The organism is Streptomyces sp. NPDC008001 (genome assembly GCF_042958085.1).
In the GTDB taxonomy this organism is placed as follows: domain Bacteria; phylum Actinomycetota; class Actinomycetes; order Streptomycetales; family Streptomycetaceae; genus Streptomyces.
The window spans coordinates 87,521-110,409 of record NZ_JBIBIZ010000013.1; the positions used below are offsets into that span (position 1 = coordinate 87,521).

A 22,889-nucleotide genomic window follows, 5' to 3' on the forward strand; every position below is an offset into this window, starting at 1 on the left:
CTTCGGACAGATCCGGATGAAGTAGCTGACCTGGGCCTTCGACGGGTTGCGAAGCGGGCTATTGTGCGCTCCATGGAGACGTCCGACAACGCTGAGAACGCCAACGAGCCCACCGAGGCACTCACCGGGATCGCCGCCCAGGACTGGGACCGGGCATCCGCCGACCCGCAGTACCGCGCGGCGGTCGTGGACCTGCTGGGCGCGCTCGCCTATGGCGAGCTGGCCGCCTTCGAGCGGCTCGCCGAGGACGCCAAACTGGCGCCGACGCTGGACGACAAGGCCGAGCTGGCGAAGATGGCCGCGGCGGAGTTCGGCCACTTCCAGCGGCTGCGCGACCGGCTGGCCGCGATCGACGTGGAGCCGACCGGCGCCATGGAGCCCTTCGCGGCCGCCCTGGACGAGTTCCACCGCCAGACGGCGCCCTCGGACTGGCTGGAGGGCCTGGTCAAGGCCTACGTGGGCGACTCGATCGCCAGCGACTTCTACCGCGAGGTGGCGGCCCGCCTGGACTCGGACACCCGTGCCCTGGTGCTGAACGTGCTCGACGACACCGGTCATGCGACCTTCGCCGTCGAGAAGGTGCGCGCCGCGATCGAGGCCGAGCCGCGCGTGGGCGGCCGGCTCGCGCTGTGGGCGCGCCGGCTGATGGGCGAGGCGCTCTCGCAGGCGCAGCGCGTCGTCGCCGACCGTGACGCCCTCTCCACGATGCTGGTGGGCGGCGTGGCCGACGGCTTCGACCTCGCGGAGGTCGGGAAGATGTTCTCCCGGATCACTGAGGCGCACACCAAGCGCATGGCCGCGCTGGGCCTGGCGGCCTGACGGCACCGGCCCCCGGCGGCACGGCCCTCTTCAGGCCGTGGCTGATCGGCGGGCCGGGCTTTCGCCCTGGCGCAGCAGCAGGGACAGCAGTGCGACGGCCACTCCGAGCGACACCGCAAGGGTGGCCGGCGTCTGTCCCGGGCCGAGGACCGAGTGGGCGAGCAGGGCGCCGAAGAGCGCCGCGACGGGACCGGTGGCCAGCGTCAGGAGCCGTGAGCGGAACTGGCCGTACCGCTCGGGCAGCCAGCGCAGGGCGCCGTAGGACACGGCGAGGCCGATGAGGACCGCTCCGAGCGCTTCCCACAGGATCATCGTCACTTCCCTCCCGTAACTGGGCGAGCAGCGGGTGCAAACCGGTCGAAGCCGTACTACCCCCCGGCGGTGCCCGGCAACCCTCGGCGCGGCCTGCCCGGTCCGCCCGGTCTGCCCCGGGTCGTACACCCGTAACGACAACGGCGGGGCCCCGGTGATTCCTCACCGGGGCCCCGCCGTCAGAAAGCGCTCAGAGTGCGCCGAAGCCGACCTTGCGGGCCGTCGGCTCGCCGATCTCCACGTAGGCCAGGCGCTCGGACGGGACCAGGACCTTGCGGCCGCGGCTGTCCTCCAGGCTGAGCAGGGGTGCCTTGCCGGCCAGCGCGTCGGAGATCACCCGCTCGACCTCCTCGGCACTCTGCGCGCTCTCGATGACGATCTCGCGCGGCGCGTGCTGCACGCCGATCTTGACCTCCACGGCTTATGTCCCTCCGAAGGTGTGGGTTTTCGTCCACACATTAGCCCGGGACGGCCCCGTGCCGGGCCGGGCCCCGCACGCTGGCAGCGAACACGCCCCGCCGCCGCGCCGGGCGCCGGCCCGGCGCCGGCTCAGTGCTGCTCGGGGGCGTTCTTCGGGAAGCCCGCGATGCCGCGCCAGGCGAGCGAGGTCAGCAGCTGGACGGCGGTGGCGCGGGGCACCGTGCTCTCGCTGGAGAGCCAGTAGCGCGCGACCACCTGGGAGACGCCGCCGAGGCCCACGGCCAGCAGCATCGCCTCGTCCTTCGACAGGCCCGTGTCCTCGGCGATGACGTCGCTGATCGCCTCGGCGCACTGCAGCGAGACCTTGTCCACGCGCTCGCGCACGGCCGGCTCGTTGGTCAGGTCGGACTCGAAGACCAGGCGGAAGGCGCCGCCCTCGTCCTCCACGTACGCGAAGTAGGCGTCCATGGTGGCCGCCACGCGCTGCTTGTTGTCGGAGGTCGACGCCAGGGCGGTGCGCACCGCGTGCAGCAGGTTCTCGCAGTGCTGGTCCAGCAGGGCCAGGTAGAGGTCCAGCTTGCCCGGGAAGTGCTGGTAGAGCACCGGCTTGCTGACGCCGGCCCGCTCGGCGATGTCGTCCATCGCCGCGGCGTGGTACCCCTGGGCGACGAAGACCTCCTGGGCCGCCCCCAGCAGCTGGTTGCGTCGGGCCCGGCGCGGCAGGCGCGTGCCTCGCGGCCGCGCCTCGGTCTGCTCGATGGCTGTCACGCCGCCTCCCAAGTCTGTTCACTGCACGGTATGCACCGCGCCCGCCATCGTACTTTTGGGTAACCCGGGCGTGCGTGGTCGGAGCGGAGAATTTCACGGACCGGACGCTGTGGGAAGTCGACAAAATCCTGACAATTGACGCAGGTCGGCCCAGCCCCCCGCGCGATGCGTGATCAGCGGTAGTCGTCTTCGTCCAGATCCACCACGCGCGCCTGCTCGGCGAGGTCCGCCACATTGGCCGCACCCGGGTCCAGGGCGGTGAGCGGGTCGTCGTGCTGGGGCGCGAGGTCGGCGTGCTGCTCGGCGGCGTCGGCTTCCGGGGCCTCGGTGTCGAATTCCGTCACGTCGGCGTCCTCCTCGTCGAAGTCTTCGAACGTATCGGGGTCGGTCGGGTCGACAGGCATGCGGAACCTCTTTCCGGCATCCGGGGTGCGCCCTCGTACTCCTTGCGGTCGAGCCTAGGAGACAAGACCCCGTACCGCCAGGTGATCTGTGACCCCCGCCACAACCGGCCCGGCGTGATCGTCTCGTAACATTGCCCGCATGTCTTCGACCGAGTCACCGGATGCCCGCACCGTGCCCGTGGTGCCTCCCGGTCGGCCCTCGCGCGTCAGCGCGGGCGAGGAGGTCCGCACGGTGACCCTGCCCGGGGTCACGCTGGCCGTGCGCTCCCGCCCGCCCCGGGCGGAGGGGCTGCCGCCCGCCCTCTGCGTCCACGGCCTCGGCGGCTCCTCGCAGAACTGGTCCGCGCTCATGGAGCTGCTCGCCGGCGACGTCGCCTGCGAGGCGCTCGACCTGCCCGGCTTCGGCGACTCCCCGCCCCCGGACGACGGCGACTACTCGATCACCGGCTTCGCCCGCGTGGTCATCCGCTACCTCGACGCGAGCGGCCGCGGCCCCGTCCACCTCATCGGCAATTCCATGGGCGGCGCCATAGCGACCCGGGTGGCCGCCGTCCGCCCGGACCTGGTCCGCACGCTCACCCTCATCTCGCCCGCACTGCCCGAGCTGCGCCCGCAGCGCACGGCGGTGCCCACGGCCCTCCTCGCACTGCCCGGCGTGGCCGGCCTCTTCGCCCGGCTGACGAAGGAGTGGACCCCCGAACGCCGTACGCGTGACGTTCTCACCCTCTGTTACGGAGACCCCGGACGGGTGACATCCGAGGGCTTCGCCCTGGCCACCGCCGAGTACGAGCGCCGGCTGGAGCTCCCCTACTTCTGGGACGTCATGGCCCGCTCCGCACGCGGAGTGGTCGACGCTTACACCCTTGGGGGCCAGCATTCGCTGTGGCGGCAGGCGGAACGCGTCCTTGCCCCTACTCTTCTGGTCTACGGAATGCGCGACCAGCTCGTCTCCATCCGGATGGCCCGCCGCGCCCGCAGGACTTTCCGCGACTCGCGGCTGCTGACGCTGGTGGAATCGGGACATGTCGCCATGATGGAGGACCCGGACGCGGTGGCTCGTGCCTTCCGCGACCTCCTAGCGGACCCTGCCACTGCCGATCGGAGCGCCTCGCCTCGTGGGTAAGCACAGCGCACGCGCCCCCCGTGCCGTCTCCCGGCCCGCCACGCCCGCCGCCTCCGGCGCGGGCAGCGGACCGGGTGCGGCCGGTCATGACGCCACTGCCGCCCCGCAGGGCGAAAGCGAGGGCGAGCCACTCGTCGACCCGTTCGGACCGGTGACGGCGCCGGAGCCGGGCTCCGACGGGTTTCCGGGGCAGCGCCAGGAGGTCGGCGTCGGCTGGGGCGTCATCGGCGTGCAGCGCGTCCACGGAGCGGACGCCGGGGCCTACGGGCCCGGGAGCGTCCCTGGGGGTGTCCCCGGCGGCGACGCGCGGCTGGCCGGATACCTCGGCGGCTACGGGGCCGGGCAGGAGGCCGGGACCGCGTACGACACGGAGCACGAGACGGCCGTTGGTGCTCCCTATGAAACCGTTGGCGGCTCCTACGACACCGTTGGTGCTCCCTATGACACGGCCGGCGGCACCTATGACACGCACGATGCCCGCTATGGCGCGCCCGACGCTCCCTATGACACGTACGACACGACTGACACGTACGACACGAAGCGGCCCGGTCAGCAAGAGACCTGCGGGGATCCGCAGCGCTCTCCGTACTGGCTGGGAGGTGCTCCGGTGACGTCCCCGGAGGCGTCTGCCGCTGCTGCCTCCTACGCCGCCTCGGTCTTCCCTCCTCCCGCTCCTCCCTCTCAGCGCGGGCCGGCGAGCGGACCGGCGAGCGGGCCCGCCGCCGACGGGTCCGCCGCGGCTCCCGGCCGGGTGCCCGCGCCCCGCCCCGGCAGCGCCCGCCCCCGTCCCGGCGGATCCCGCGGCGCCCCCCGGGACACCGCTTCCCCGAAGTCCGGCGGCGGCATGGCCCGCACGGCCACCGGCGTGGCCGCGGCCGTCGTGACGGCCGTGCTCGCCGTGGTCGTCGCCGGGCAGGTCGAGGACGGCGCGGACCCCCAGGCGCAGGCGCGCGCCGCCGACGTCGAGCGGAGCAGACCGGACGAGGCCTCCCGCTCCGACAGCCGCCCCACGCCGAACGGCGGCGCCGCCGAGCAGCTCACGTACGACCAGAAGATGGCCCGCAAGTACCCCCTGGACGAGAAGGCGAAGGGCAGCGGCTCCTTCGAGACCGTCGGCGGGCACGACGCGGCCCCGGGCCGGGGCGACGTGCTGCGCTACCGCGTCGACGTCGAGAAGGGGCTGCCGCTCGACGGCGACCTCTTCGCCACCGCCGTGCACCGCACGCTGAACGACGAGCGCAGCTGGGGCCACGGCGGCACCCGCACGTTCGAACGGGTCTCCTCCGGGCACGCCGACTTCGTCGTCACCCTGGCCAGCCCGGGCACCACGGCCGTGTGGTGCGCCAAGTCGGGGCTGGACACCACGGAGGACAACGTCTCCTGCGACTCCGCCGCGACCGACCGCGTCATGATCAACGGCTACCGGTGGGCGCAGGGCGCCCGCACGTACGGCGACAACATGCTCGAGTACCGGCAGATGCTCATCAACCACGAGGTCGGTCACCGGCTCGGGCACGACCACGAGACGTGCGGCAAGGAAGGCGCGCTCGCTCCCGTGATGATGCAGCAGACGAAGTTCCTGACGACGGACGGGCTCACCTGCCGGCCGAACCCCTGGCCCTACCCGTGATCCAATGTCTCGCATCCCGGGATGTTTCATCTCTGGATGTGAGACACCTTGGACAGCGTCCGAAAATTCGTTCAGTCTTCTGCGCATGTCGTACCGCCACGCCTCCGAGAACGCCGCCTTCGTGCTGGCGCTGATCGGCGTGGCCGCGCACAGCGTCGCCGACATCCACTGTCGCTGAGACCGCCCTTCCCCCGGCTTCTCCAGCCTTCCCCTCGCCGTCCCGCGCTGCCCGGCAGCGTCGCGTCCGCCGGGGGCGGTCCGGCGCTCGCGCCTCGTTCCACCACCGCCTTCCGCGGGTGCCTCCGGCTCCCCTCCTCCGGTTCCGGTCCTCCGGTTCACCGTCGCATTCCCCGCGAAAGGCTCTACCTGTCATGCGTCAGATGTCCGTCATATCCCGTCGGGTGGCTGCGGCCGCCGTCAGTGTGGTCCTGGCCGGCGGCGCAGCGGCGTGCGGCCCGAAGCAGGGCGGCGACGCCCGGGGCGGCGGCGCCGACGGCGCGCCCGGGAAGGGCGGCACGCTCACCGTCCTCAACAGGGCGCCGCAGAAGCAGTTCGACCCGGCCCGCCTCTACACCTCCGGCGGCGGCAACATCCCCTCGCTCGTCTACCGCACCCTCACCACCCGCCACCGCGCCAACGGCGCCGAGGGCACCAAGGTCGTCCCCGACCTCGCCACGGACACCGGCACGCCCAGCGACGACGCCAAGACGTGGACGTACAAGCTGAAGGACGGCCTCAAGTACGAGGACGGCTCGCCCATCACCGCCGCCGACATCAAGTACGGCGTCGAGCGCTCCTTCGCCGCCGAACTCTCCGGCGGCGCCCCCTACTTGCGCGACTGGCTGATCGGCGGCGACAAGTACGAGGGCCCGTACAAGGAGAAGAAGGGCCTCGACTCCATCGAGACGCCCGACGAGAAGACCATCGTCTTCAAGCTGAAGAAGTCCGAGGGCGACTTCCCCTACTTCGCGACCTCCACCCAGTTCGCCCCCGTGCCCAAGGCCAAGGACACCGGCGCCAAGTACGCCGAGCACCCGGTCTCCTCCGGCCCGTACAAGGTGATCAAGAACGCGGGTGACGGCGAGCAGATGACGCTGGAGCGCAACCCCCACTGGTCCGAGGAGACGGACAAGGAGCGGCACGCCTACCCCGACCGGATCGAGGTCAAGTCGGGCCTGTCTTCCGCCGTCATCAACCAGCGGCTGTCGAGCGGCACCGGCCCCGACGCGGCCGCGGTGACCACCGACACCAACCTCGGCCCGGCCGAGCTCGCCCAGGTCACCGGCGACCGGAAGCTCGCCGACCGGGTCGGCACCGGCCACTTCGGCCAGACCAGCTACCTGGCGTTCAACCCGGCGGTCAAGCCCTTCGACAACCCGAAGGTCCGCCAGGCGATCTCGTACGCGATCAACCGCACGAGCGTCGTCAACGCCGCCGGCGGCTCCTCGCTCGCCGAGCCCGCGACGACCTTCCTGCCCGACCAGAAGCCCCTGGGCTACACGCCGTACGACCACTTCCCGGCGGGCGCCAAGGGCGACCCCGGCAAGGCCAAGGAGCTGCTGAAGGAGGCCGGTTACGACAACGGCCTGGAGATCACCCTCACCCACTCCACCGCCCAGAACTTCGAGACCAGCCCCGAGATCGCGACCGCCGTCCAGGCCGCGCTCAAGGAGGCCGGCATCACGGTCAAGCTGGAGGGCCTGGAGGACAACGACTACGACGAGAAGATCCACAGCTTCGAGAAGCAGCCGGCCCTCTTCATCGCCCACTGGGGCGCCGACTGGCCCTCCGGCGGCCCGTTCCTCGCCCCCATCTTCGACGGCCGGCAGATCGTCAAGGACGGCGCCAACTTCAACACCGGCCGCCTCGACGACCCCAAGGTCAACGACGAGATCGACGAGATCAACAAGATCACCGATCACGACGCGGCCGCCGCGCGCTGGGGCGCCCTCGACAAGAAGATCGGCGAGCAGGCCCTGACCGTCCCGCTCTTCCACCCGGTCTACAAGCGCCTCTTCGGCAAGGACGTCAAGAACGTCGTCATCAGCAACTGGACCGGCGTCCTCGACATCTCGCAGGTCGCGGTCAAGTGACGACGGACCTGATCACCACCGCGGAACCGGAGGCGGGAACCGCTCCCGCCCCCGGCCCCCGGCAGTTCCGGCAGCGGCTGAGGACGAACAAGGCCGCGCTCGCGGCCGCCGCCGTGCTGGGCCTGCTCGTCCTCCTCGCCGTCGCCGCGCCCCTGCTGGCCGCGCTCGAAGGCCAGGACCCGAACACGTACCACGACACCCTGGTCGACTCCGCGCGCGGCGGCGTGCCGTTCGGCGACTTCGGGGGCGTCAGCGCCGAGCACTGGCTGGGCGTCGAACCGGGCACCGGCCGCGACCTGTTCGTGCGCCTGGTCTACGGGGCCCGCGTCTCGCTGCTCGTCGCCCTCGGCGCGACCGCCGTCCAGATCCTCATCGGCGTCGGCACCGGCCTGGCGGCCGCGCTCGGCAACCGCTTCGTGGAGAGTGTGCTCACCCACGTCACCGACGTGATGGTGGCGATGCCCCTGCTCGTCTTCGCCATCGCCCTGATGGCCGTCGTCCCCGCGGACTTCCCGCGCCCCGTGCTGCTCGCCATCGCCATCGGCCTGCTGCAGTGGGGCGGGATGGCCCGCCTCGTGCGCGCCCAGACCCTGAGCCTCAAGAAGCTCGACTACGTCTCGGCCGCCCGGCTGACCGGGGCCTCGTCCTGGCGCGTCGCCCGGCGCGAGCTGCTGCCCTCGCTGGCCGCCCCCGTCATCACCTACGCGGCCGTCCTGCTGCCCACCAACATCGTGCTCGAAGCGAGCATGTCCTTCCTCGGAGTCGGCGTGAAGCCCCCGACCCCTTCCTGGGGCCACATGCTCTCGACGGCCACGACGTGGTTCCGCGCGGACCCCGTGTACGTGCTGCTGCCGGCGCTCATGCTGTTCGTCACCACGCTCGCCTTCACCGTCCTCGGCGACGGGGTGCGCACGGCGCTCGACCCGCGCGGGGCGTCCCGGCTCGGCGTCGGCCGCAACCGGCGCAAGGCGCGCACGAGCGGCGCGGGAGGCACGGCATGACCGGATACCTCCTGCGGCGCGCCCTGGGCGCGCTCGCCGTCCTCCTCGTGCTCTCCGCCGTCGTCTACGCGACCTTCTACATCGCCCCCGGCGACCCCGCCCGCCTGGCCTGCGGCCCGCGCTGCAACCCCGAGCAGATCGCCCAGGTCCGCGAGCAGCTCTCCCTCGGCGACCCGGTGTACGTCCAGTACTGGCACTTCCTGCAGGGCATCTTCGCCGGGCACGACTACTCCACCGGCACCGCCGTGCTGCACTGCGACGCACCGTGCTTCGGATTGTCGTACCAGAACAACCAGCAGGTCACCGACATGCTCGTCGAGCGGCTGCCCGCCACCGCCTCGCTCGCGGTCGGCGCCATGGCCGTCTGGCTGCTGCTCGGCACCGCCACCGGCCTGCTGTCCGCGCTGCGCCGCGGCGGGATCACCGAACGCGTGCTGACCTGGCTCACCCTCGCCGGGACCGCCACCCCCGTCTTCATCAGCGGCCTCGGCCTGCTGATGCTGTTCTGCGCCTACCTGGCCTGGCTGCCCTTCCCGTCCTACGTGCCGCTGACCGACGACCCCGAGCAGTGGGCCTGGAACATGCTGCTGCCCTGGGCCGCGCTCGGGCTGCTCGAATCGGCGAAGTACGCACGGCTTACCCGCAGTTCCGTGCTGGAGACGCTGGCGGAGGACCACATCCGCACCTTCCGCGCCTACGGGGTCGCCGAGCGCAAGCTCGTCACCCGGCACGCCCTGCGCGGCGCCGTCGCCCCCGTCGTGGCCCTGTCGGCCGCCGACTTCGGGTCGATGTTCGGCAACGCGGTCCTCACCGAGATGATGTTCGGCCTGCCCGGGATCGGGGCGCTGCTGGTGCACGCCACCACGACCCTCGACCTGCCCGTGGTCGTCGCCGTCGTCATGGTCACCGGCACCGCCGTCGTCATCGCCAACATCGTGGCGGACGTGCTCTACGCCGTCGCGGACCGAAGGGTGGCCCTGCGATGAGCACCGAACCCCTGGTGGCCGTCTCCGGCCTCTCCGTCGCGTTCCCGGCCGGGCCCGGCACCCGGGCCGGCGGCGGCCCGGGCGGCCTCGTGCGGGCCGTCGACGGCCTGTCCTTCACCCTCCCCCCGGGCGGGTCCCTCGGCATCGTCGGCGAATCCGGTTCGGGCAAGTCCACCGCCGCCTACGCGCTGCTGGGGCTGCACCGGGACACCGGTGCCGAGGTCACCGGCACGGTGACCGTCGCCGGTCACGACGTGCAGGCGGCCGGCGACGCGGGCCTGCGGCGCCTCCGCGGCGGCGTCGCCGCCATGGTCTTCCAGGACCCGCTGTCCTCCCTCGACCCGTACCAGGCCGTCGGCGACCAGATCGCCGAGGTCTACCGCGTCCACCACCGCGACGCCTCCCGCCGGGCCGCCCGGGCCCGCGCGGCCGAGGTGCTCGACCGCGTGGGCATCCCGGACGCGGCCCGCCGCGCCCGGTCCCGTCCACACGAGTTCAGCGGCGGCATGCGCCAGCGCGCCCTGATCGCCATGGCCCTCGCCTGCAGGCCGCAGCTCCTCGTCGCCGACGAGCCCACCACCGCCCTCGACGTCACTGTCCAGGCCCAGATCCTCGACCTCCTGCGCGACCTCCGCGCCGAGACCGGCATGGGCCTCATCCTCGTCACCCACGACCTGGGCGTCGCGGCCGGCAGCGTCGACGAACTGCTCGTCATGAAGGACGGCAAGAAGGTCGAGCACGGCTCCGTGGCGACCGTTCTCGGCGCACCGGACGAGCCGTACACCCGCGACCTGCTAGCGGCCGTCCCGCGCATCAACGTCCGCCGTGCGGAGGCGAGTGAACGACTTCTCCCCAAGGAGGAGGCGGCGACGGTGGACGCCCCGCTGCTCGAAGCCACCGGCCTCACCCGGCGGTTCGGCCGCGGCAAGCACGCCGTCACCGCCGTCGACGGCGTGTCGCTGACCGTACGGCCGGGCGAGACCATCGGCGTGGTGGGGGAGTCCGGCAGCGGCAAGACGACCCTCGGCCGCATGCTCGTCCGCCTCCTGGAGCCCACCGGCGGCGAACTCCGCTACCGGGGCCGCGACATCGGCGGCCTCAAGGAGCGCGAACTGCGCGCCTTCCGCAGCGAGCTGCAGATGGTCTTCCAGGACCCCGTCTCCTCGCTCAACCCCCGGCGCAGCATCGGCGAGTCGATCGCCGACCCGCTGCGCGCCGCCGGGAAGCTCGACGACGCCGCGATCGTCGCGCGCGTACGGGAGCTGCTGGAGCGCGTGGGGCTCGACCCCGCGTCCTACCACCGCTACCCGCACGAGTTCAGCGGCGGCCAGCGGCAGCGCGTCGGCATCGCACGGGCCCTCGCGCCCGAACCGAAGCTGATCGTCTGCGACGAGCCCGTCTCCGCCCTGGACGTCACCACGCAGGCACAGGTCGTCCGGCTGCTCGGCGAGTTGCAGCGCGACCTGGGGCTCGCGCTCGTCTTCATCGCCCACGACCTCGCCGTCGTACGGCAGGTCAGCGACCGGCTCGTCGTCATGCGCGGCGGCACGGTCGTCGAGGAGGGCCCGGCGGACGAGGTCTACGAGCAGCCCGCGCACGCCTACACCCGGGGCTTGCTCGCGGCGGTCCCGCGGCTCGAAGCGGCCGAAGCCCCCGCATAGCGCGAGGCAACGCCTCATCTCCTGGAAAGTCACCTCTGTTCACCCCTTCCGGTGGCGCGACGGACAACCGTCCGTCGCGCCACGGGCGAGCGCGCATAGCGTGCTTCCGCTGCCGTTGGGCGGCCGCAGGCCACAAGAGGGCGACCACAAGGGACAGACGGGGGTGCGTGCGTGCGCGTGGGACTCCTTACGGAAGGTGGGTATCCGTACGCCTCGGGTGAGGGCGGCCAGTGGTGCGACCGGCTCGTGCGGGGCCTCCCCGGGCACGACTTCGAGATCTGCGCCCTGAGCCGCCGCGCCCGGCAGGACGCGGGCGGCTGGTGCGACCTTCCGGAGCACGTGCGGCGGGTGCGGACGGCCCCCCTGTGGGGCGATCCGGCCGGAGCCGTGGGGCGCGCGCACCGCGCGTACGGGCGCCGGGAGCGGCGCCGCTTCGGCGCGTTCTTCGCGGGCCTCGCCGAGGCCCTCACCGCCACCGTCGAGCCCGGCCCCGAGGACCGCAGAGCCCAGGCGTACCGTTTCGCCGACGCCCTGCACGGCCTCGCCGACCTCGCCCGCGACGCCGGCGGCCTCGGCTCCGCCCTCCGCTCCGAGCAGGCCCTGAGCATCCTGGAGAGCGCCTGCCGCGCCCCCGGCTCCCACCCCGCCGCCTACGGCATCCGCGTCGCCGACCTCCTCGCCGTCACCGCCCTCCTGGAGCGCTCCCTGCGCCCCCTCTCCCTCGACTGGTACGGCACCGCCACCGACCGCGGCCTCGCCGGCGTCGACCTGTGCCACGCCACCTCCGCCGGCCCCGCCGCCCTCCCGGGACTGCTGGCCAAACGCTTCTTCGGCATCCCCTTCCTCGTCACCGAGTACGAGGTCCGCCTGCGCGCCTACTACCTCAACAGCGCCGCCAGCGCCGCCGGCCTCTCCCTGCCCGTACGGACCCTGCTCTCCGCCTTCCACCGGCAGCTCACCGCCGAGATCTACGCCGGCGCCGACATCATCACCCCCGGCGACGCCCAGGTGCGGCGCTGGCAGGAGCGCTGCGGCGCGGACCCCGGCCGGCTGCGCACCGTCCACCCCGGCACCGACCCCGGCCCGTACGAAGCGGTGGGGGAGCGGGCCGAGAGCGGTGAGGGCCCGGACGACGGCCTCACCCTCCTCTGGGCCGGAGGCAAGGTGGAGCCCTATCTGTGGGAGGCCTTCGCCGCCGTCCGCCAGGCCGAGCCCGAGGCGCGGCTGCGCATCGTCGGCGACCCGCTGCCCGGCGTCCAGCCCGCCTTCGGCGTCTCCTACGACGCCGCGGCCGCCCCCGCCACCTACGCCGCGGGCAGCGTCGTCGTCCTCGCCGGCAGCGCCGAGACCTTCCCGATGCCGCTCGTCGAGGCCATGCTCTGCGGCCGCGCCACCGTCTCCCCGGACTCCGCCGCCGTCCGCGAAGTCATCGGCGGCACGGGCCTCGTCGTCCCCCCGCGCGACGGCGGCGCCCTCGCCGAGGCGTGCCTGGAGCTGCTGCACGACGCCGGCCGAAGAGCCAGGCTGGGCGCGGCGGCCCGGGCCCGCGCCCTCGAACTCTTCACCGCCGACCGGCAAGTGACGGACTTCCACGGCCTCTACCTCGAACTCATCTCCCGCGCCCCCGCCGGGCGCGACGCCGCCCCCGACCCGGCGGTCCCCTTCTCGCGCGCCGCGGAATCCCGTGCCCCCATCGGCCTGACGCCCCGCCAGACCTCCCCGACCTGGGCAGGCCGCCCATGACCACACCGCTCAGGGACGGCAGTGCGCCCACCGCCGCCGGCATAGCCGCCTCCGGTACCGGCGGCGGCCCCGCGAGGACCGACCCCGTCAAGGCGCTCCTCCACCGCCACCACGGGCTGTGCGCCCGCGCCGTGGACCCCCTGGAGATCGCCGCCGTCCTGGAGGACGGTGGCCTCACCGACCACGCGGCCGCGGAGTGCCGCCACCGCGACGTGTTCTCCCTCGCCGACGAGCTGTACGCCCGCACCGAGCACGAGGAGCCCGCCCGCCCCGCCCCCGGCGCGCCGGGCGACCCGGCGGCGCTCGGGCAGGCGGTGCGCGCTCCGTGGCGGCTCGCCGGCCTGTTCGCCGGCGCCTGGCTCGTCGCGTACGCCCTCCTCGGCGGGCCCGTCCTCACCGCGCTGCTCTCCGGCCGCGCCGGGAGCCCCCTCGTGCCGGAGCTCCTGAAGACCGCCGTCCCGGCCGCCGCCGCCCTCACGTGCGGTCTCGCCCCCGCCCTGTGGTGCGCGCGCTGGTTCGCGGGCCGGGTGCGGCACGCCCTCGTCGTCAGCCGCTCGCGGGCGGAGTTCCGGGCCCGCGCCCGGCCCGTACTCCTCACGGCCGTAGGGCTGTTCGCCGCCGCGCTGGCCGTCCTCCTGTGGTCCGCCCGGGCGGCCCTGGGACCGCCCGCCGCCCCGCCCGGCGAGCTCGCCGCCGTCACCGCGCTCGGCGGGCTGCTCTTCCCGGCCCGGCTGCTCACCGCGCGCGGCTTCGGGCGGGCCGCCGCCGTCGCCGCCCTGACCGCGTGCGGCGTGGAAGCGGCCGCGCTCGGAGCGGCCGCACTGGGGGAGCGGGTGCTGGGGGCAGCGGCCCCGGGGGCGGTCCCGCCCGCCGTGCCGCCGTTCGCCGCGCCCGCCGTCGCCTGGGCGGCCGGCGCGTACGGCCCCGCAGCGATACCCCTCGTGGCCTGCGCGCTCCCCGCGCTCGCCCTCCTCGTCCACGCCCTCACCGCACTCTCCCGGGCCTCCGCCCACCGCCACGGGGCGCACGCCCCCGTCCCCGCCGATCCCGGAGAAGCGCCGGCCCGGGCCCGGTGACCGCACCCGTTCCAGTTGCACACCCCTTCAGAGGAGCAAGGAAGATGACCGTTCACCCCATCCGCACCGCCGGGCGAGAGCGAGGGCGCGACCGATGAGGGTTCTTCTGCTCGGTGCCAACGGCTACCTCGGCCGCTACGTGGCCGACCGCCTGCTCGCCGACCCCGCCGTCCAGCTCACCGCCCTCGGCCGCGGCGACGACGCGGACGTCCGCTTCGACCTCGCCACCGGCAGCCCCGGCGCGCTCACCCGCTTCCTCAACGCCGTCCACCCCGGCGTCGTGATCAACTGTGCCGGTGCCACCCGCGGCGGCGCCCGCGACCTCGCCCGCCACAACACCGTCGCCGTCGCCACCGTCTGCGAGTCGCTGCGCCGCAGCGGCTGCGGCGCCCGCCTCGTCCAGCTCGGCTGCTCCTCGGAGTACGGCCCCTCCCAGCCCGGTTCGTCCACCGCCGAGGACGCCGTGCCGCGCCCCGGCGGCCCGTACGGGGTGAGCAAGCTCGCCGCCACCGAGCTCGTCCTCGGCTCCGGCCTCGACGCGATCGTCCTGCGCGTCTTCTCGCCCGTCGGCCCCGGCACCCCGGCCGGCTCGCCCCTGGGCCGGCTCGCCGACGCCCTGCGGCGCGCCATGCAGAACGGCGACAGCGAGCTGAAGCTCAGCGGCCTCGGCGTCCAGCGCGACTTCGTGGACGTCCGCGACGTCGCGCGCGCCGTGCACGCCGCCTCCCTCTCCGCCGCCCAGGGCGCCGTCAACATCGGCACCGGCCGCGCGGTCCGGCTGCGCGAGGCCGCGGCCACGCTCGCCCGCGTCGCCGGCTACGGCGGCTCCCTCCACGAGCTCGACGACCCCCACCTGGGCACCCCGCCGGCCTACCCCTACCCCGACGGCTGCGGCAGCTGGCAGCAGGCCGACGTCCGCACCGCCCGCGACCGGCTCGGCTGGCGCCCCCGCATCGGCCTGGAGGAGTCCCTGGCCGACATCTGGATGGAGGCCGCGTGTCGCATCTGAGCCCGCCCGGGCAGCGGCGGGCCCGCGCCGTGCGCGAGGCCCCCCTGCGCTTCGGGGTCCCGGGCTTCGCGCACCCCCTGCTCGCCCCCGCCGAGTGGGGTGAACTCCTGCGCGCCGACGTCCCCGTGGAGTGGGTCGTGCTCGGCAGCGGCGCCATGGCCGTCCCGGGGGGCACCGCCTCCGGCGGCCCCGGCGACCGCCCGGACCCGTATCGCGTGGCCGCCGCCGCCCGGCTGCGCGAGGCGGGCATCCGGGTCCTCGGCCACCTGGACCTGCGGTTCGGCGAGCGCCCCCTCGGTGAGGTCCTCTCCGAGGCCCAGCGCTACCTGAACTGGTACAAGGCCGACGGATTCGCCCTCGACGCCACCCCCGCCGACCCGGCCGCCCTCCCCGGCACCCGGCGCACGGTCGCCGCCCTGCGCACCGTGCTCGACCGGGCCTACGTCGTGCTCGTCCACGGCACCCACCCCTCGCCCGGCTACGCCGACCTCGCCGACCAGCTCGTCACCTTCTACGGCCCCTGGGCGGCGTACCGCTGGTCGCAGGTCGCCGAGTGGACCGCCGACTTCCCGCCCGCCCGCTTCTGCCACCTCGTGCACGGCGTCCCGCGCGCCCACCTGGACGAGGCGCTGCGCCTCGCCCGCTGGCAGGGCGCCGGCACGATCTACTTCACCGACCGGACGGACCGGGACGAAGCGGACCCCTGGGAGGTGATGCCCGGCTACTGGGACGAGATCGTCTCGCGCATCGGACCGGGTCTCTCGGAATGAGACGGGGCGTGGCAGGGTTGCAGGGGAAGAACAGAACGCTGCTTCCACGCTCCCCGCACCCGTGGGGACGACCCTCGCCTGGAGACCCCGTGTCGCTGCCACCCCTGGTCGAGCCGGCTGCCGAGCTCACCGTCGACGAGGTCCGTCGGTACTCCCGCCACCTGATCATCCCGGACGTCGGGATGGACGGGCAGAAGCGCCTGAAGAACGCCAAGGTGCTCTGTGTGGGGGCCGGCGGACTCGGTTCCCCCGCGCTGATGTACCTGGCCGCGGCGGGCGTGGGCACGCTGGGCATCGTGGAGTTCGACGAGGTCGACGAGTCGAACCTGCAGCGCCAGATCATCCACAGCCAGGCGGACATCGGCCGGCCGAAGGCCGAGTCCGCGCGCGACAGCGTCCAGGGCATCAACCCGTACGTGAACGTCGTCCTGCACGAGGGCCGGCTCGAGGCCGACAACGTGATGGAGATCTTCTCCCAGTACGACCTGATCGTCGACGGCACGGACAACTTCGCCACGCGCTACCTGGTCAACGACGCGTGCGTGCTGCTGAACAAGCCCTACGTGTGGGGATCGATCTACCGCTTCGACGGCCAGGCGTCCGTCTTCTGGAGCGAGCACGGCCCCTGCTACCGCTGCCTGTACCCCGAGCCCCCGCCGCCGGGCATGGTGCCCTCCTGCGCCGAGGGCGGCGTGCTGGGCGTGCTGTGCGCCTCGATCGGCTCGATCCAGGTCAACGAGGCGATCAAGCTGCTGGCGGGCATCGGCGAGCCGCTGGTCGGCCGCCTGATGATCTACGACGCCCTGGAGATGACCTACCGCCAGGTCAAGGTCCGCAAGGACCCCGGCTGCGCCGTCTGCGGCCCGAACCCCACCGTCACGGAGCTCATCGACTACGAGGCGTTCTGCGGCGTGGTCTCGGAGGAGGCCCAGGAGGCCGCCGCCGGGTCCACGATCACTCCCAAGCAGCTCAAGGAGTGGCTGGACGACGGCGAGAACATCGACGTCATCGACGTCCGCGAGCCGAACGAGTACGAGATCGTCTCCATCCCCGGCGCGCGGCTGATCCCCAAGAACGAGTTCCTGATGGGCACGGCCCTGCAGGACCTGCCGCAGGACAAGCGGATCGTCCTGCACTGCAAGACGGGCGTCCGCTCGGCCGAGGTGCTGGCGGTGCTGAAGGCCGCCGGGTTCGCCGACGCGGTGCACGTGGGCGGCGGCGTGATCGGCTGGGTCCACCAGGTGGAGCCGGACAAGCCGGTGTACTGAGCCGTTTGCTCAGTAAGGGGTGGCCCTCCATGGGGGCCACCCCTTACTGCTGCTTGCTTCTTTTACGAGCAGGTCGTACCGGCCGCCGGGACCTTGCTGTCCAGCAGGTACGCGTCGACGGTGCGGACCAGGCACGCGTTGCCGCTGTTGTACGCCCCGTGCCCCTCGCCCTTGTAGGTCACCTCCACGCCGACCTTCTTGCCGAGGCCCTCCGCCATCCGGTGCGCCCCCGCGTACGGCGTCGCCGGATCGCCCGTGTTGCCGACGACCACGACCGGCGCCGCACCCTCCGCACTGACGTCGATCGTCTTCCACTTGCCCTCGACCGGCCAGCCGGTGCAGCTGAGGAGCGACCAGGCGGCGGCCTCCCCGAAGACCGGGGACGCGGCCCGGAACTCGGGCAGCCGGCTCTTCACGTCGCCGGCCGTGTACCGCTGCTGCGAGTCGGCGCAGGAAATCGCCCGGTTGGCCGGCTGGAGGTTGCTGTAGCGGCCGTCGGGGGCGCGGCCGCTCAGGAGGTCGTAGAGCACCAGCAGGGTGTCTCCGGTGCCCCTGCCCATGGCCTCCTGCAGGCCCTGCGTCAGGTACTTCCAGGTGTCCTTGGAGTACAGCGCGGACGCGATGCCGTTGACGGCCTCGTCCTGCGTCAGCTTGCGGCCCCGGCGGGTCGGCAGCGGCTGCTCGTCCAGCTTCTTGACCAGGGAGACGATCTGCTCCTGGGTGGGGCAGGAGGCGGCCCGGGCCGAGGAGGCGCAGTCCTTCAGGTAGTCGGTGAGGGCGAGCTGGAAGCCCTTGGTCTGGCCGAGGTTGCCCTGCACGGGGTCCTGGGTCGGGTCGACCACGGCGTCGAGCACCGCGCGGCCCACGTTCGCGGGGAAGAGGTGGGCGTAGACGGCGCCCAGCTCGGTGCCGTAGGAGATGCCGAAGTAGTTGAGCTTCGCGTCGCCCAGGGCGGCCCGCAGCCGGTCCATGTCGCGGGCCGCGCTCAGGGTGTCGACGTGGGGCAGAATCTTCGCGGAGTTCTTGGCGCAGGCGTCCACGTACGCCTTGTTGGCCGCGAGGGCGGCCCGCTCCTCGTCCGCGTCGTCCGGGGTGGCGTCGATCTCGTTGGCGGCGTCGGTCTCCTTGTCGCCCAGGCAGCGCACGCCCGCGCTGTCGCCCACGCCCCGCGGGTCGAAGCTGACCAGGTCGTAGCGGTCGCGCAGCTTGTCGTAGCCGGCGGCCAGGCCCGGGAGGGTGGCCACGCCCGAGCCGCCGGGGCCGCCGAAGTTGAAGACGAGCGAGCCGAGGCGCTTGTCCTTGTCGCGCGCCCGCGTGCGGATCAGGGCGAGCTCGATCGTCTCGCCGCCGGGCTTCGCGTAGTCGAGGGGCACGGGGAGCTTCGCGCACTCCCAGTCCTTGCCGGGCGCCTTGCCGTCGGGGGAGATGCCCTGGGCGGCGCTGGGCGCGGGGCAGGAGGCCCAGCGCAGGGGGGCGCTCGGGGCGGTCCGGCCGTCCTTGCCCGTGCTCTTGGCGTCCCCCGGGGCCGGGGGGCCGGACATGCCGCAGCCGGAGGCGGTGAGGGCCGTCGCGAGCACGATGCCGGCGCCGAGGAGGGCGGTGGTGGTCCGAGGCCGAGGGGAGCTCATTCCCCCGACTGTACGGAGGTGAAGGCGGCGGAGTCGCCGCCGCGCGGAGGCGTCACCCGGCGCGCAGGGGCGCACAACCCATATGCCCCGTCACAGCGTCCACGTAGAGGGGGAAGACCTGGCGCGGGTCGTCCAGCCGGGTGTGGGTGCGGCCGGGGCCGCTGCGCATGGTGAAGACGGTGGGCCTGCCGCCGCAGTCCGCCCTGACGAGGGCGCCGGACGCGTCGATGGTGCCGTGCGCCCGCCAGCCGGGGGCGGGGGGACGGTCGCCGGTGAGGCCGTCGAAGAGGGCGACCAGGCGGGGCCTTCCGGTGGTGATGAAGCGGGCGGCCCAGGAGGTGGGGCCGGGGCCGGGGCCGGAGCTCGCGCCGTGCTCCTGGGCGCCCGCTATGGCGCAGCTGTGGAAGTCGGTGCTGTCAGGGCTGCTGCCGCTGCCGGTGCTGCTTGTGCTGTCGGGGTTGCCGGTGGGGTAACCGGTGCCGGCGTCCGCGCCGGGGGCCGTCCTCTTGCCGAGGCCCGCGATGCCGCAGTGGTGCTCATCGGGGCCGGGGCTCGCCCGCACCGGAGTCGTCGGCGCCGACGGCTCCCGCCGCAGGCGGAGCGGGGGCAGCGTGGTGCAACTGGTGGCGCGCGTGGCTTTGTTGGCGGCGCGCACCAGCAACTCGCCGGCCGTGGCGGGGGTCAGGCCCGTGGAGAAGCCGGGATGGGTGGCGGAGGTGGCCGTGTCGCTGAAGAAGCTCTTCAGCGTCACGACGGACGGGCGGCCGTCCACGTCGCAGCTCTCCGGCAGGACCAGGGCACCCGTGCCGGAGGCGGCGGCGGTGAAGCCCGGTAAGCCGTCGGGGAGCGGGACGTCGCCGCCGCCGAATAACTCGCCCAGCCACGAACGGCGTTCACCCGCCTCCCGCGGACCCGTGCCCAGGCGGAGGTCGACCCGCTGCTCGTACGCGCCGGGGCCCTGGCCGCCGCGCCAGCGGAGCGAGCAGTGGCCGGTGGGGCGCCCGGGCGAGGGCACGCGCTCGTCGGCGGTGCGGTCGTGGTCGCCGCGGCGGAACGGGGCCTCGCCCTCGGGCCAGGCGCCCCAGCAGTAGGCGTGTCCGCCGAGCGGGGTGGACTGCGTCTGCCAGAGCGCGACGAGGGCGGCCACCAGGGCGGCGATGGCCAGGGCGCCGGTGAGCGCGCGGGCCCTGCGGCCGGACTGGTCACCGGCGGTGCGCGGCGCCTCGTACGGCGTGGTGTGCGGCACGTTCGTCCCCCCGAACTTGGTTCGTCGTCCGCGGAACTGCTGTGCGGGCGATCGTAGTGCGAGCCACTGACATTCGATCCGGGTTTCCGGGCCGGTCACTTCGGGCTCGCCACCGGTGATATGTGCTATGTGTGCTATGAGCAGATCTTGTCTGGTTCCGGCACCGTACCGTCCAGCAGGTAGGCGTCGACTGCCCCCTTGACACACGCATTGCCGCTGTCGTAAGCACCGTGGCCCTCGCCCCGGTACGTCAGCTCTGCGGCGACGCCCGGCCCCAGCTCCTGCGCCATGTGCTTCGCTCCCCCGTAAGGGGTCGCGGGGTCACCGGTGTTGCCGACGACGAGCACCGGCGCCGAGCCCTTCGCGCTCACGTCGGGCGTCTGCCACGCGCCCTTCACGGGCCAGCCGGTGCACTGGGTGAGGCTCCAGGCCATGAAGTCACCGAAGACGGGGGACGCCTTGCGGAACTCCGGCACGCGCTGCTCGATCTCGGCGGCGGTATAGCGCTGGGAGAAGTCCGCGCAGGTGATGGCGTTGAGGGACGACTGGAGGGTGCTGTAGCGGCCGTCCTGGCCCCGGCCGTTCATGGCGTCCCCGAGGGAGAGCAGGAGCCGGCCGTCGCCGTTCTCGGCGTCCTCCAGGCCCTCGGTGAGGTAGTCCCAGAAGTCCTTCGAGTACAGCGACTGGGCGATGCCGCTGGTCGCGAGGGAGCGGGTCAGGTCGCGGCCCCCCGCCCCGGGGATCGGCTTCCGGCCGAGGCGGTCGAGCAGGGCGCGGATCCCGGCTTCCGTCGGGCAGTTGTCCGACGTCTTGGTGCAGGCGTCCATGTAGTTGGTGAGGGCCAGCTGGAAGCCCTGGGCCTGGGCCAGGGCGCTCTGCACCGGGTCGGCGGTGGGGTCGACGACCCCGTCGAGGAGCGCGCGGCCCACTTTGTCCGGGAACAAGTGGGCATAGACGCCGCCGAGTTCCGTGCCGTACGACACGCCGAAGTAGTGCAGCTTGGCGTCGCCCAGGACCTGCCGCATCAGGTCCATGTCGCGGGCGGCGTTCTCCGTGCCCACGTGCGGGAGGACCTTGCCGGAGTTGCGCTCGCAGCCGGCGGCGTAGGACGTCACCCGTTCCACCAGGGCCTTTTCGCCGGCCTCGGTGGCGGGGGCCGCGTCGGCGGCGTAGTACGCGTCGAGTTCCCTGTCGGTCAAGCACGTGACGCCGCTGCTGCGGCCGACGCCCCGCGGGTCGAAGCTCACCAGGTCGTAACGGGAGCGCAGGTTCCGGTAGTCGTCGGCGAAGGCCGGGAGCGTGGTGATGCCCGAGCCGCCGGGGCCGCCGAAGTTGAAGACGAGCGAGCCGATGCGGCGGGCCTTGTCGGTGGCCTTGGCCCGGATCAGGGCGATGCCGATGGTGTTGCCGTTGCTGCGGGGCTTGGCGTAGTCCAGGGGCGCCTGGAGGGTCGCGCACTCCCAGTCGGGGCCGGGCGTGCGGCCGGACGAGCCGCCTTCCGCGCTGGTGGGGGGCGGGCAGGCCTTCCAGTCGAGCTTCTGGCCGGCCGGATCGTCGGCGGAGCGCGGGGCTTCGGCCGCCCTGGTCGCGGCCCCTGTGCGGGTGCTGCTGCCGCCGTTGTTTCCCGTGCAGCCCGCCGTGGTGACCGCCACCACCGTGGTGACCGCCGTCAGGAGCGCTGCGGCGAGCATGCCCCCTGCCCGTACGGATCTGGTCACTCGTTCATCGTCCGGGCGGGTGGGCGGCCGTGCGCGCGGGATGGGGCGTATGGGTTACGCGGGTGGGTTGGCTACAAACCCTCTACAGGGGGACGAATGTGATCTCTGTGGCCTTGACGCTCACCCACACCGGTGTCCCTTCCCCGAGCTTCAGCTCGGCCGCGGTGGTGGGGGTGAGCTCGGCGACGACGTCCCGTTCGCCGTCCGGTTCGCCGGACACGGCCACGCGCAGGCGTCCGCCGTGGGCCGTGATGTCGCGGACCGTGCCCTGCCAGACGGTGGGGAGGGTCTCGGGGACCGTCTCCCGGGGGGTGGCCTCCGGGGCGGGCGGCGGCACCTTGTGCAGGGTGACCGCCTCGGGGCCGACCACGGCCAGCCCTTCCGTCGTCGGCCAGGCGTTGCGGCCCAGCATGCGGGCCACCCAGGGGGAGCGGGGGCGGCGGGTCAGCTCGGCCGGCGGCGCGTACTGGACGGTCTCGCCGTCCTCCAGGACGAGGACGTGATCGGCCAGGGAGACCGCTTCCACCGGGTCGTGGGTGACGATCAGGCAGACGCCCGGGAAGTCCGCGAGGTGCGTGCGGAGGGTGTGCCGGACCGCGGAGCGGGTGGACTGGTCGAGGGCCGCGAGGGGCTCGTCCAGGAGGAGCAGACGGGGGCGGGCCGCCAGGGCCCTGGCCAGGGCCACGCGCTGGGCCTGGCCGCCGCTGAGGCTCGCGGGTTTGCGGCGGGCCAGGTCGCCCGCGTCCAGGCGGGTCAGCCAGTGGTGGGCCTCGCGGACGGCTTCCCTCCTGGGGACGCCCTGGGCGCGGAGGCCGTAGGCGGTGTTGGCGAGGGCGGTGAGGTGCGGGAAGAGGGCGGTGTCCTGGGGGACCCAGGAGATGTGGCGGAGGTGGGGAGGTTCCCCGGCCACGTTCTTGTCGCCCAGGTGCAGGGGGCTTGCCGTGGCGCGGTCCGTGAGGCCCAGGAGGGCGCGGAGGAGGGTCGTCTTGCCCGCGCCGTTGGGGCCCACTACGGCGATCGTGGTGCCGGGGGGCGCGGAGAGGGTGGTGTTCGTCGCGCCGGTGACGGTGGTGCGCAGGGGGTGCGGGGTGGTGCGCAGGGGGTGCGGGGTGGGGGCGGGGGGGGGGGGGGGGGGGGGGGGGGGGGGGGGGGGGGGGGGGGGGGGCCCCCCCCCGCCCCCCCCCGGCCCGCGGGCCCCCCCCCCCCCCCCCCCC

Annotated in this window: 21 protein-coding genes; 13 read left to right on the plus strand and 8 right to left on the minus strand. The window is 73.6% G+C overall.

The genetic code is table 11. The features are described from left to right. The first annotated feature begins 72 nt into the window (after positions 1–72). Complete coding sequence (locus tag ACFZCD_RS31310) at positions 73–819, plus strand: ferritin-like fold-containing protein (protein ID WP_391836433.1); 747 nt, start codon at positions 73–75, stop codon at positions 817–819. 30 nt (positions 820–849) lie between these two features. On the opposite strand, the gene ACFZCD_RS31315 is transcribed toward ACFZCD_RS31310, so the two are convergent. The 4 genes from ACFZCD_RS31315 to ACFZCD_RS31330 form a co-directional block, all read right to left on the minus strand. Next, entirely contained in the window at positions 850–1,131 is a 282-nt protein-coding gene (locus tag ACFZCD_RS31315) for a hypothetical protein (RefSeq protein WP_391836434.1), read from the minus strand. Positions 1,132–1,321: 190 nt separating this feature from the next. Continuing rightward, the gene (locus tag ACFZCD_RS31320) at positions 1,322–1,549 is read right to left on the minus strand and encodes a DUF3107 domain-containing protein (protein WP_391836435.1); all 228 of its coding nucleotides are present in this window, start codon (positions 1,547–1,549) and stop codon (positions 1,322–1,324) included. Between the two features lie 131 nt (positions 1,550–1,680). Beyond that, positions 1,681–2,319, minus strand: coding sequence for a TetR/AcrR family transcriptional regulator (locus tag ACFZCD_RS31325; protein ID WP_030366183.1), 639 nt, complete (start codon positions 2,317–2,319; stop codon positions 1,681–1,683). Positions 2,320–2,492: 173 nt separating this feature from the next. Next, positions 2,493–2,723, minus strand: coding sequence for a hypothetical protein (locus ACFZCD_RS31330; RefSeq protein WP_391836436.1), 231 nt, complete (start codon positions 2,721–2,723; stop codon positions 2,493–2,495). 139 nt (positions 2,724–2,862) lie between these two features. Between ACFZCD_RS31330 and ACFZCD_RS31335 the strand changes: the two genes are divergently transcribed. The 12 genes from ACFZCD_RS31335 to moeZ all read left to right on the plus strand — a co-directional run bounded on the left by ACFZCD_RS31335 (position 2,863) and on the right by moeZ (position 17,083). After that, entirely contained in the window at positions 2,863–3,846 is a 984-nt protein-coding gene (locus tag ACFZCD_RS31335) for an alpha/beta fold hydrolase (protein ID WP_391836437.1), read from the plus strand. Further along, on the plus strand, positions 3,839–5,476 hold the full coding sequence (locus ACFZCD_RS31340) for a DUF3152 domain-containing protein (RefSeq protein WP_391836438.1): 1,638 nt from the start codon (positions 3,839–3,841) through the stop codon (positions 5,474–5,476). The genes ACFZCD_RS31335 and ACFZCD_RS31340 overlap by 8 nt, the downstream gene beginning before the upstream one ends. An 85-nt stretch (positions 5,477–5,561) precedes the next feature. Further along, complete coding sequence (locus tag ACFZCD_RS31345) at positions 5,562–5,654, plus strand: Ms4533A family Cys-rich leader peptide (RefSeq protein ID WP_324197103.1); 93 nt, start codon at positions 5,562–5,564, stop codon at positions 5,652–5,654. A gap of 193 nt (positions 5,655–5,847) precedes the next feature. After that, positions 5,848–7,569: an ABC transporter substrate-binding protein gene (locus ACFZCD_RS31350; protein ID WP_391836439.1), complete on the plus strand. Its 1,722-nt coding sequence runs from the start codon at positions 5,848–5,850 to the stop codon at positions 7,567–7,569. After that, complete coding sequence (locus ACFZCD_RS31355; protein WP_391836440.1) at positions 7,566–8,570, plus strand: ABC transporter permease; 1,005 nt, start codon at positions 7,566–7,568, stop codon at positions 8,568–8,570. The genes ACFZCD_RS31350 and ACFZCD_RS31355 overlap by 4 nt, the downstream gene beginning before the upstream one ends. Further along, entirely contained in the window at positions 8,567–9,556 is a 990-nt protein-coding gene (locus tag ACFZCD_RS31360) for an ABC transporter permease (protein ID WP_391836441.1), read from the plus strand. The genes ACFZCD_RS31355 and ACFZCD_RS31360 overlap by 4 nt, the downstream gene beginning before the upstream one ends. Beyond that, a complete protein-coding gene (locus ACFZCD_RS31365) occupies positions 9,553–11,217 on the plus strand; it encodes a dipeptide ABC transporter ATP-binding protein (RefSeq protein WP_391836442.1) in 1,665 nt (554 codons plus the stop codon). Before ACFZCD_RS31360 ends, ACFZCD_RS31365 begins: the two co-directional genes overlap by 4 nt. A 177-nt stretch (positions 11,218–11,394) precedes the next feature. Beyond that, complete coding sequence (locus ACFZCD_RS31370; protein WP_391836443.1) at positions 11,395–12,960, plus strand: DUF3492 domain-containing protein; 1,566 nt, start codon at positions 11,395–11,397, stop codon at positions 12,958–12,960. Further along, positions 12,957–14,036: a hypothetical protein gene (locus ACFZCD_RS31375; protein ID WP_391836444.1), complete on the plus strand. Its 1,080-nt coding sequence runs from the start codon at positions 12,957–12,959 to the stop codon at positions 14,034–14,036. The genes ACFZCD_RS31370 and ACFZCD_RS31375 overlap by 4 nt, the downstream gene beginning before the upstream one ends. Positions 14,037–14,130: 94 nt before the next feature. Then, complete coding sequence (locus tag ACFZCD_RS31380; RefSeq protein ID WP_391836445.1) at positions 14,131–15,045, plus strand: NAD-dependent epimerase/dehydratase family protein; 915 nt, start codon at positions 14,131–14,133, stop codon at positions 15,043–15,045. Next, positions 15,042–15,815: a spherulation-specific family 4 protein gene (locus ACFZCD_RS31385; RefSeq protein ID WP_391836456.1), complete on the plus strand. Its 774-nt coding sequence runs from the start codon at positions 15,042–15,044 to the stop codon at positions 15,813–15,815. Before ACFZCD_RS31380 ends, ACFZCD_RS31385 begins: the two co-directional genes overlap by 4 nt. A gap of 89 nt (positions 15,816–15,904) precedes the next feature. Beyond that, entirely contained in the window at positions 15,905–17,083 is a 1,179-nt protein-coding gene (gene moeZ / locus ACFZCD_RS31390; RefSeq protein ID WP_391836446.1) for an adenylyltransferase/sulfurtransferase MoeZ, read from the plus strand. Positions 17,084–17,145: 62 nt separating this feature from the next. On the opposite strand, the gene ACFZCD_RS31395 is transcribed toward moeZ, so the two are convergent. The 4 genes from ACFZCD_RS31395 to ACFZCD_RS31410 all read right to left on the minus strand — a co-directional run. Beyond that, positions 17,146–18,711, minus strand: coding sequence for an alpha/beta hydrolase (locus tag ACFZCD_RS31395; protein WP_391836447.1), 1,566 nt, complete (start codon positions 18,709–18,711; stop codon positions 17,146–17,148). A 52-nt stretch (positions 18,712–18,763) separates the two neighbouring features. Continuing rightward, complete coding sequence (locus ACFZCD_RS31400) at positions 18,764–19,957, minus strand: hypothetical protein (RefSeq protein WP_391836448.1); 1,194 nt, start codon at positions 19,955–19,957, stop codon at positions 18,764–18,766. Positions 19,958–20,091: 134 nt separating this feature from the next. Then, complete coding sequence (locus ACFZCD_RS31405) at positions 20,092–21,648, minus strand: alpha/beta fold hydrolase (RefSeq protein ID WP_391836457.1); 1,557 nt, start codon at positions 21,646–21,648, stop codon at positions 20,092–20,094. A gap of 109 nt (positions 21,649–21,757) precedes the next feature. Continuing rightward, on the minus strand, positions 21,758–22,889 hold a 1,132-nt coding region (locus tag ACFZCD_RS31410), incomplete at its 5' end, for an ABC transporter ATP-binding protein (protein ID WP_391836449.1).

Excerpts from the sequence above, each read along its gene's own strand:
- ACFZCD_RS31310 (WP_391836433.1), top strand. The coding sequence starts at position 73 with ATGGAGACGTCCGACAACGCTGAGAACGCCAACGAGCCCACCGAGGCA.
- ACFZCD_RS31315 (WP_391836434.1), bottom strand. The coding sequence starts at position 1,131 with ATGATCCTGTGGGAAGCGCTCGGAGCGGTCCTCATCGGCCTCGCCGTG.
- ACFZCD_RS31330 (WP_391836436.1), bottom strand. The coding sequence starts at position 2,723 with ATGCCTGTCGACCCGACCGACCCCGATACGTTCGAAGACTTCGACGAG.
- ACFZCD_RS31335 (WP_391836437.1), top strand. The coding sequence starts at position 2,863 with ATGTCTTCGACCGAGTCACCGGATGCCCGCACCGTGCCCGTGGTGCCT.
- ACFZCD_RS31345 (WP_324197103.1), top strand. The coding sequence starts at position 5,562 with ATGTCGTACCGCCACGCCTCCGAGAACGCCGCCTTCGTGCTGGCGCTG.
- ACFZCD_RS31350 (WP_391836439.1), top strand. The coding sequence starts at position 5,848 with ATGCGTCAGATGTCCGTCATATCCCGTCGGGTGGCTGCGGCCGCCGTC.
- ACFZCD_RS31360 (WP_391836441.1), top strand. The coding sequence starts at position 8,567 with ATGACCGGATACCTCCTGCGGCGCGCCCTGGGCGCGCTCGCCGTCCTC.
- ACFZCD_RS31365 (WP_391836442.1), top strand. The coding sequence starts at position 9,553 with ATGAGCACCGAACCCCTGGTGGCCGTCTCCGGCCTCTCCGTCGCGTTC.
- ACFZCD_RS31375 (WP_391836444.1), top strand. The coding sequence starts at position 12,957 with ATGACCACACCGCTCAGGGACGGCAGTGCGCCCACCGCCGCCGGCATA.
- ACFZCD_RS31380 (WP_391836445.1), top strand. The coding sequence starts at position 14,131 with ATGAGGGTTCTTCTGCTCGGTGCCAACGGCTACCTCGGCCGCTACGTG.
- ACFZCD_RS31395 (WP_391836447.1), bottom strand. The coding sequence starts at position 18,711 with ATGAGCTCCCCTCGGCCTCGGACCACCACCGCCCTCCTCGGCGCCGGC.
- ACFZCD_RS31405 (WP_391836457.1), bottom strand. The coding sequence starts at position 21,648 with ATGCTCGCCGCAGCGCTCCTGACGGCGGTCACCACGGTGGTGGCGGTC.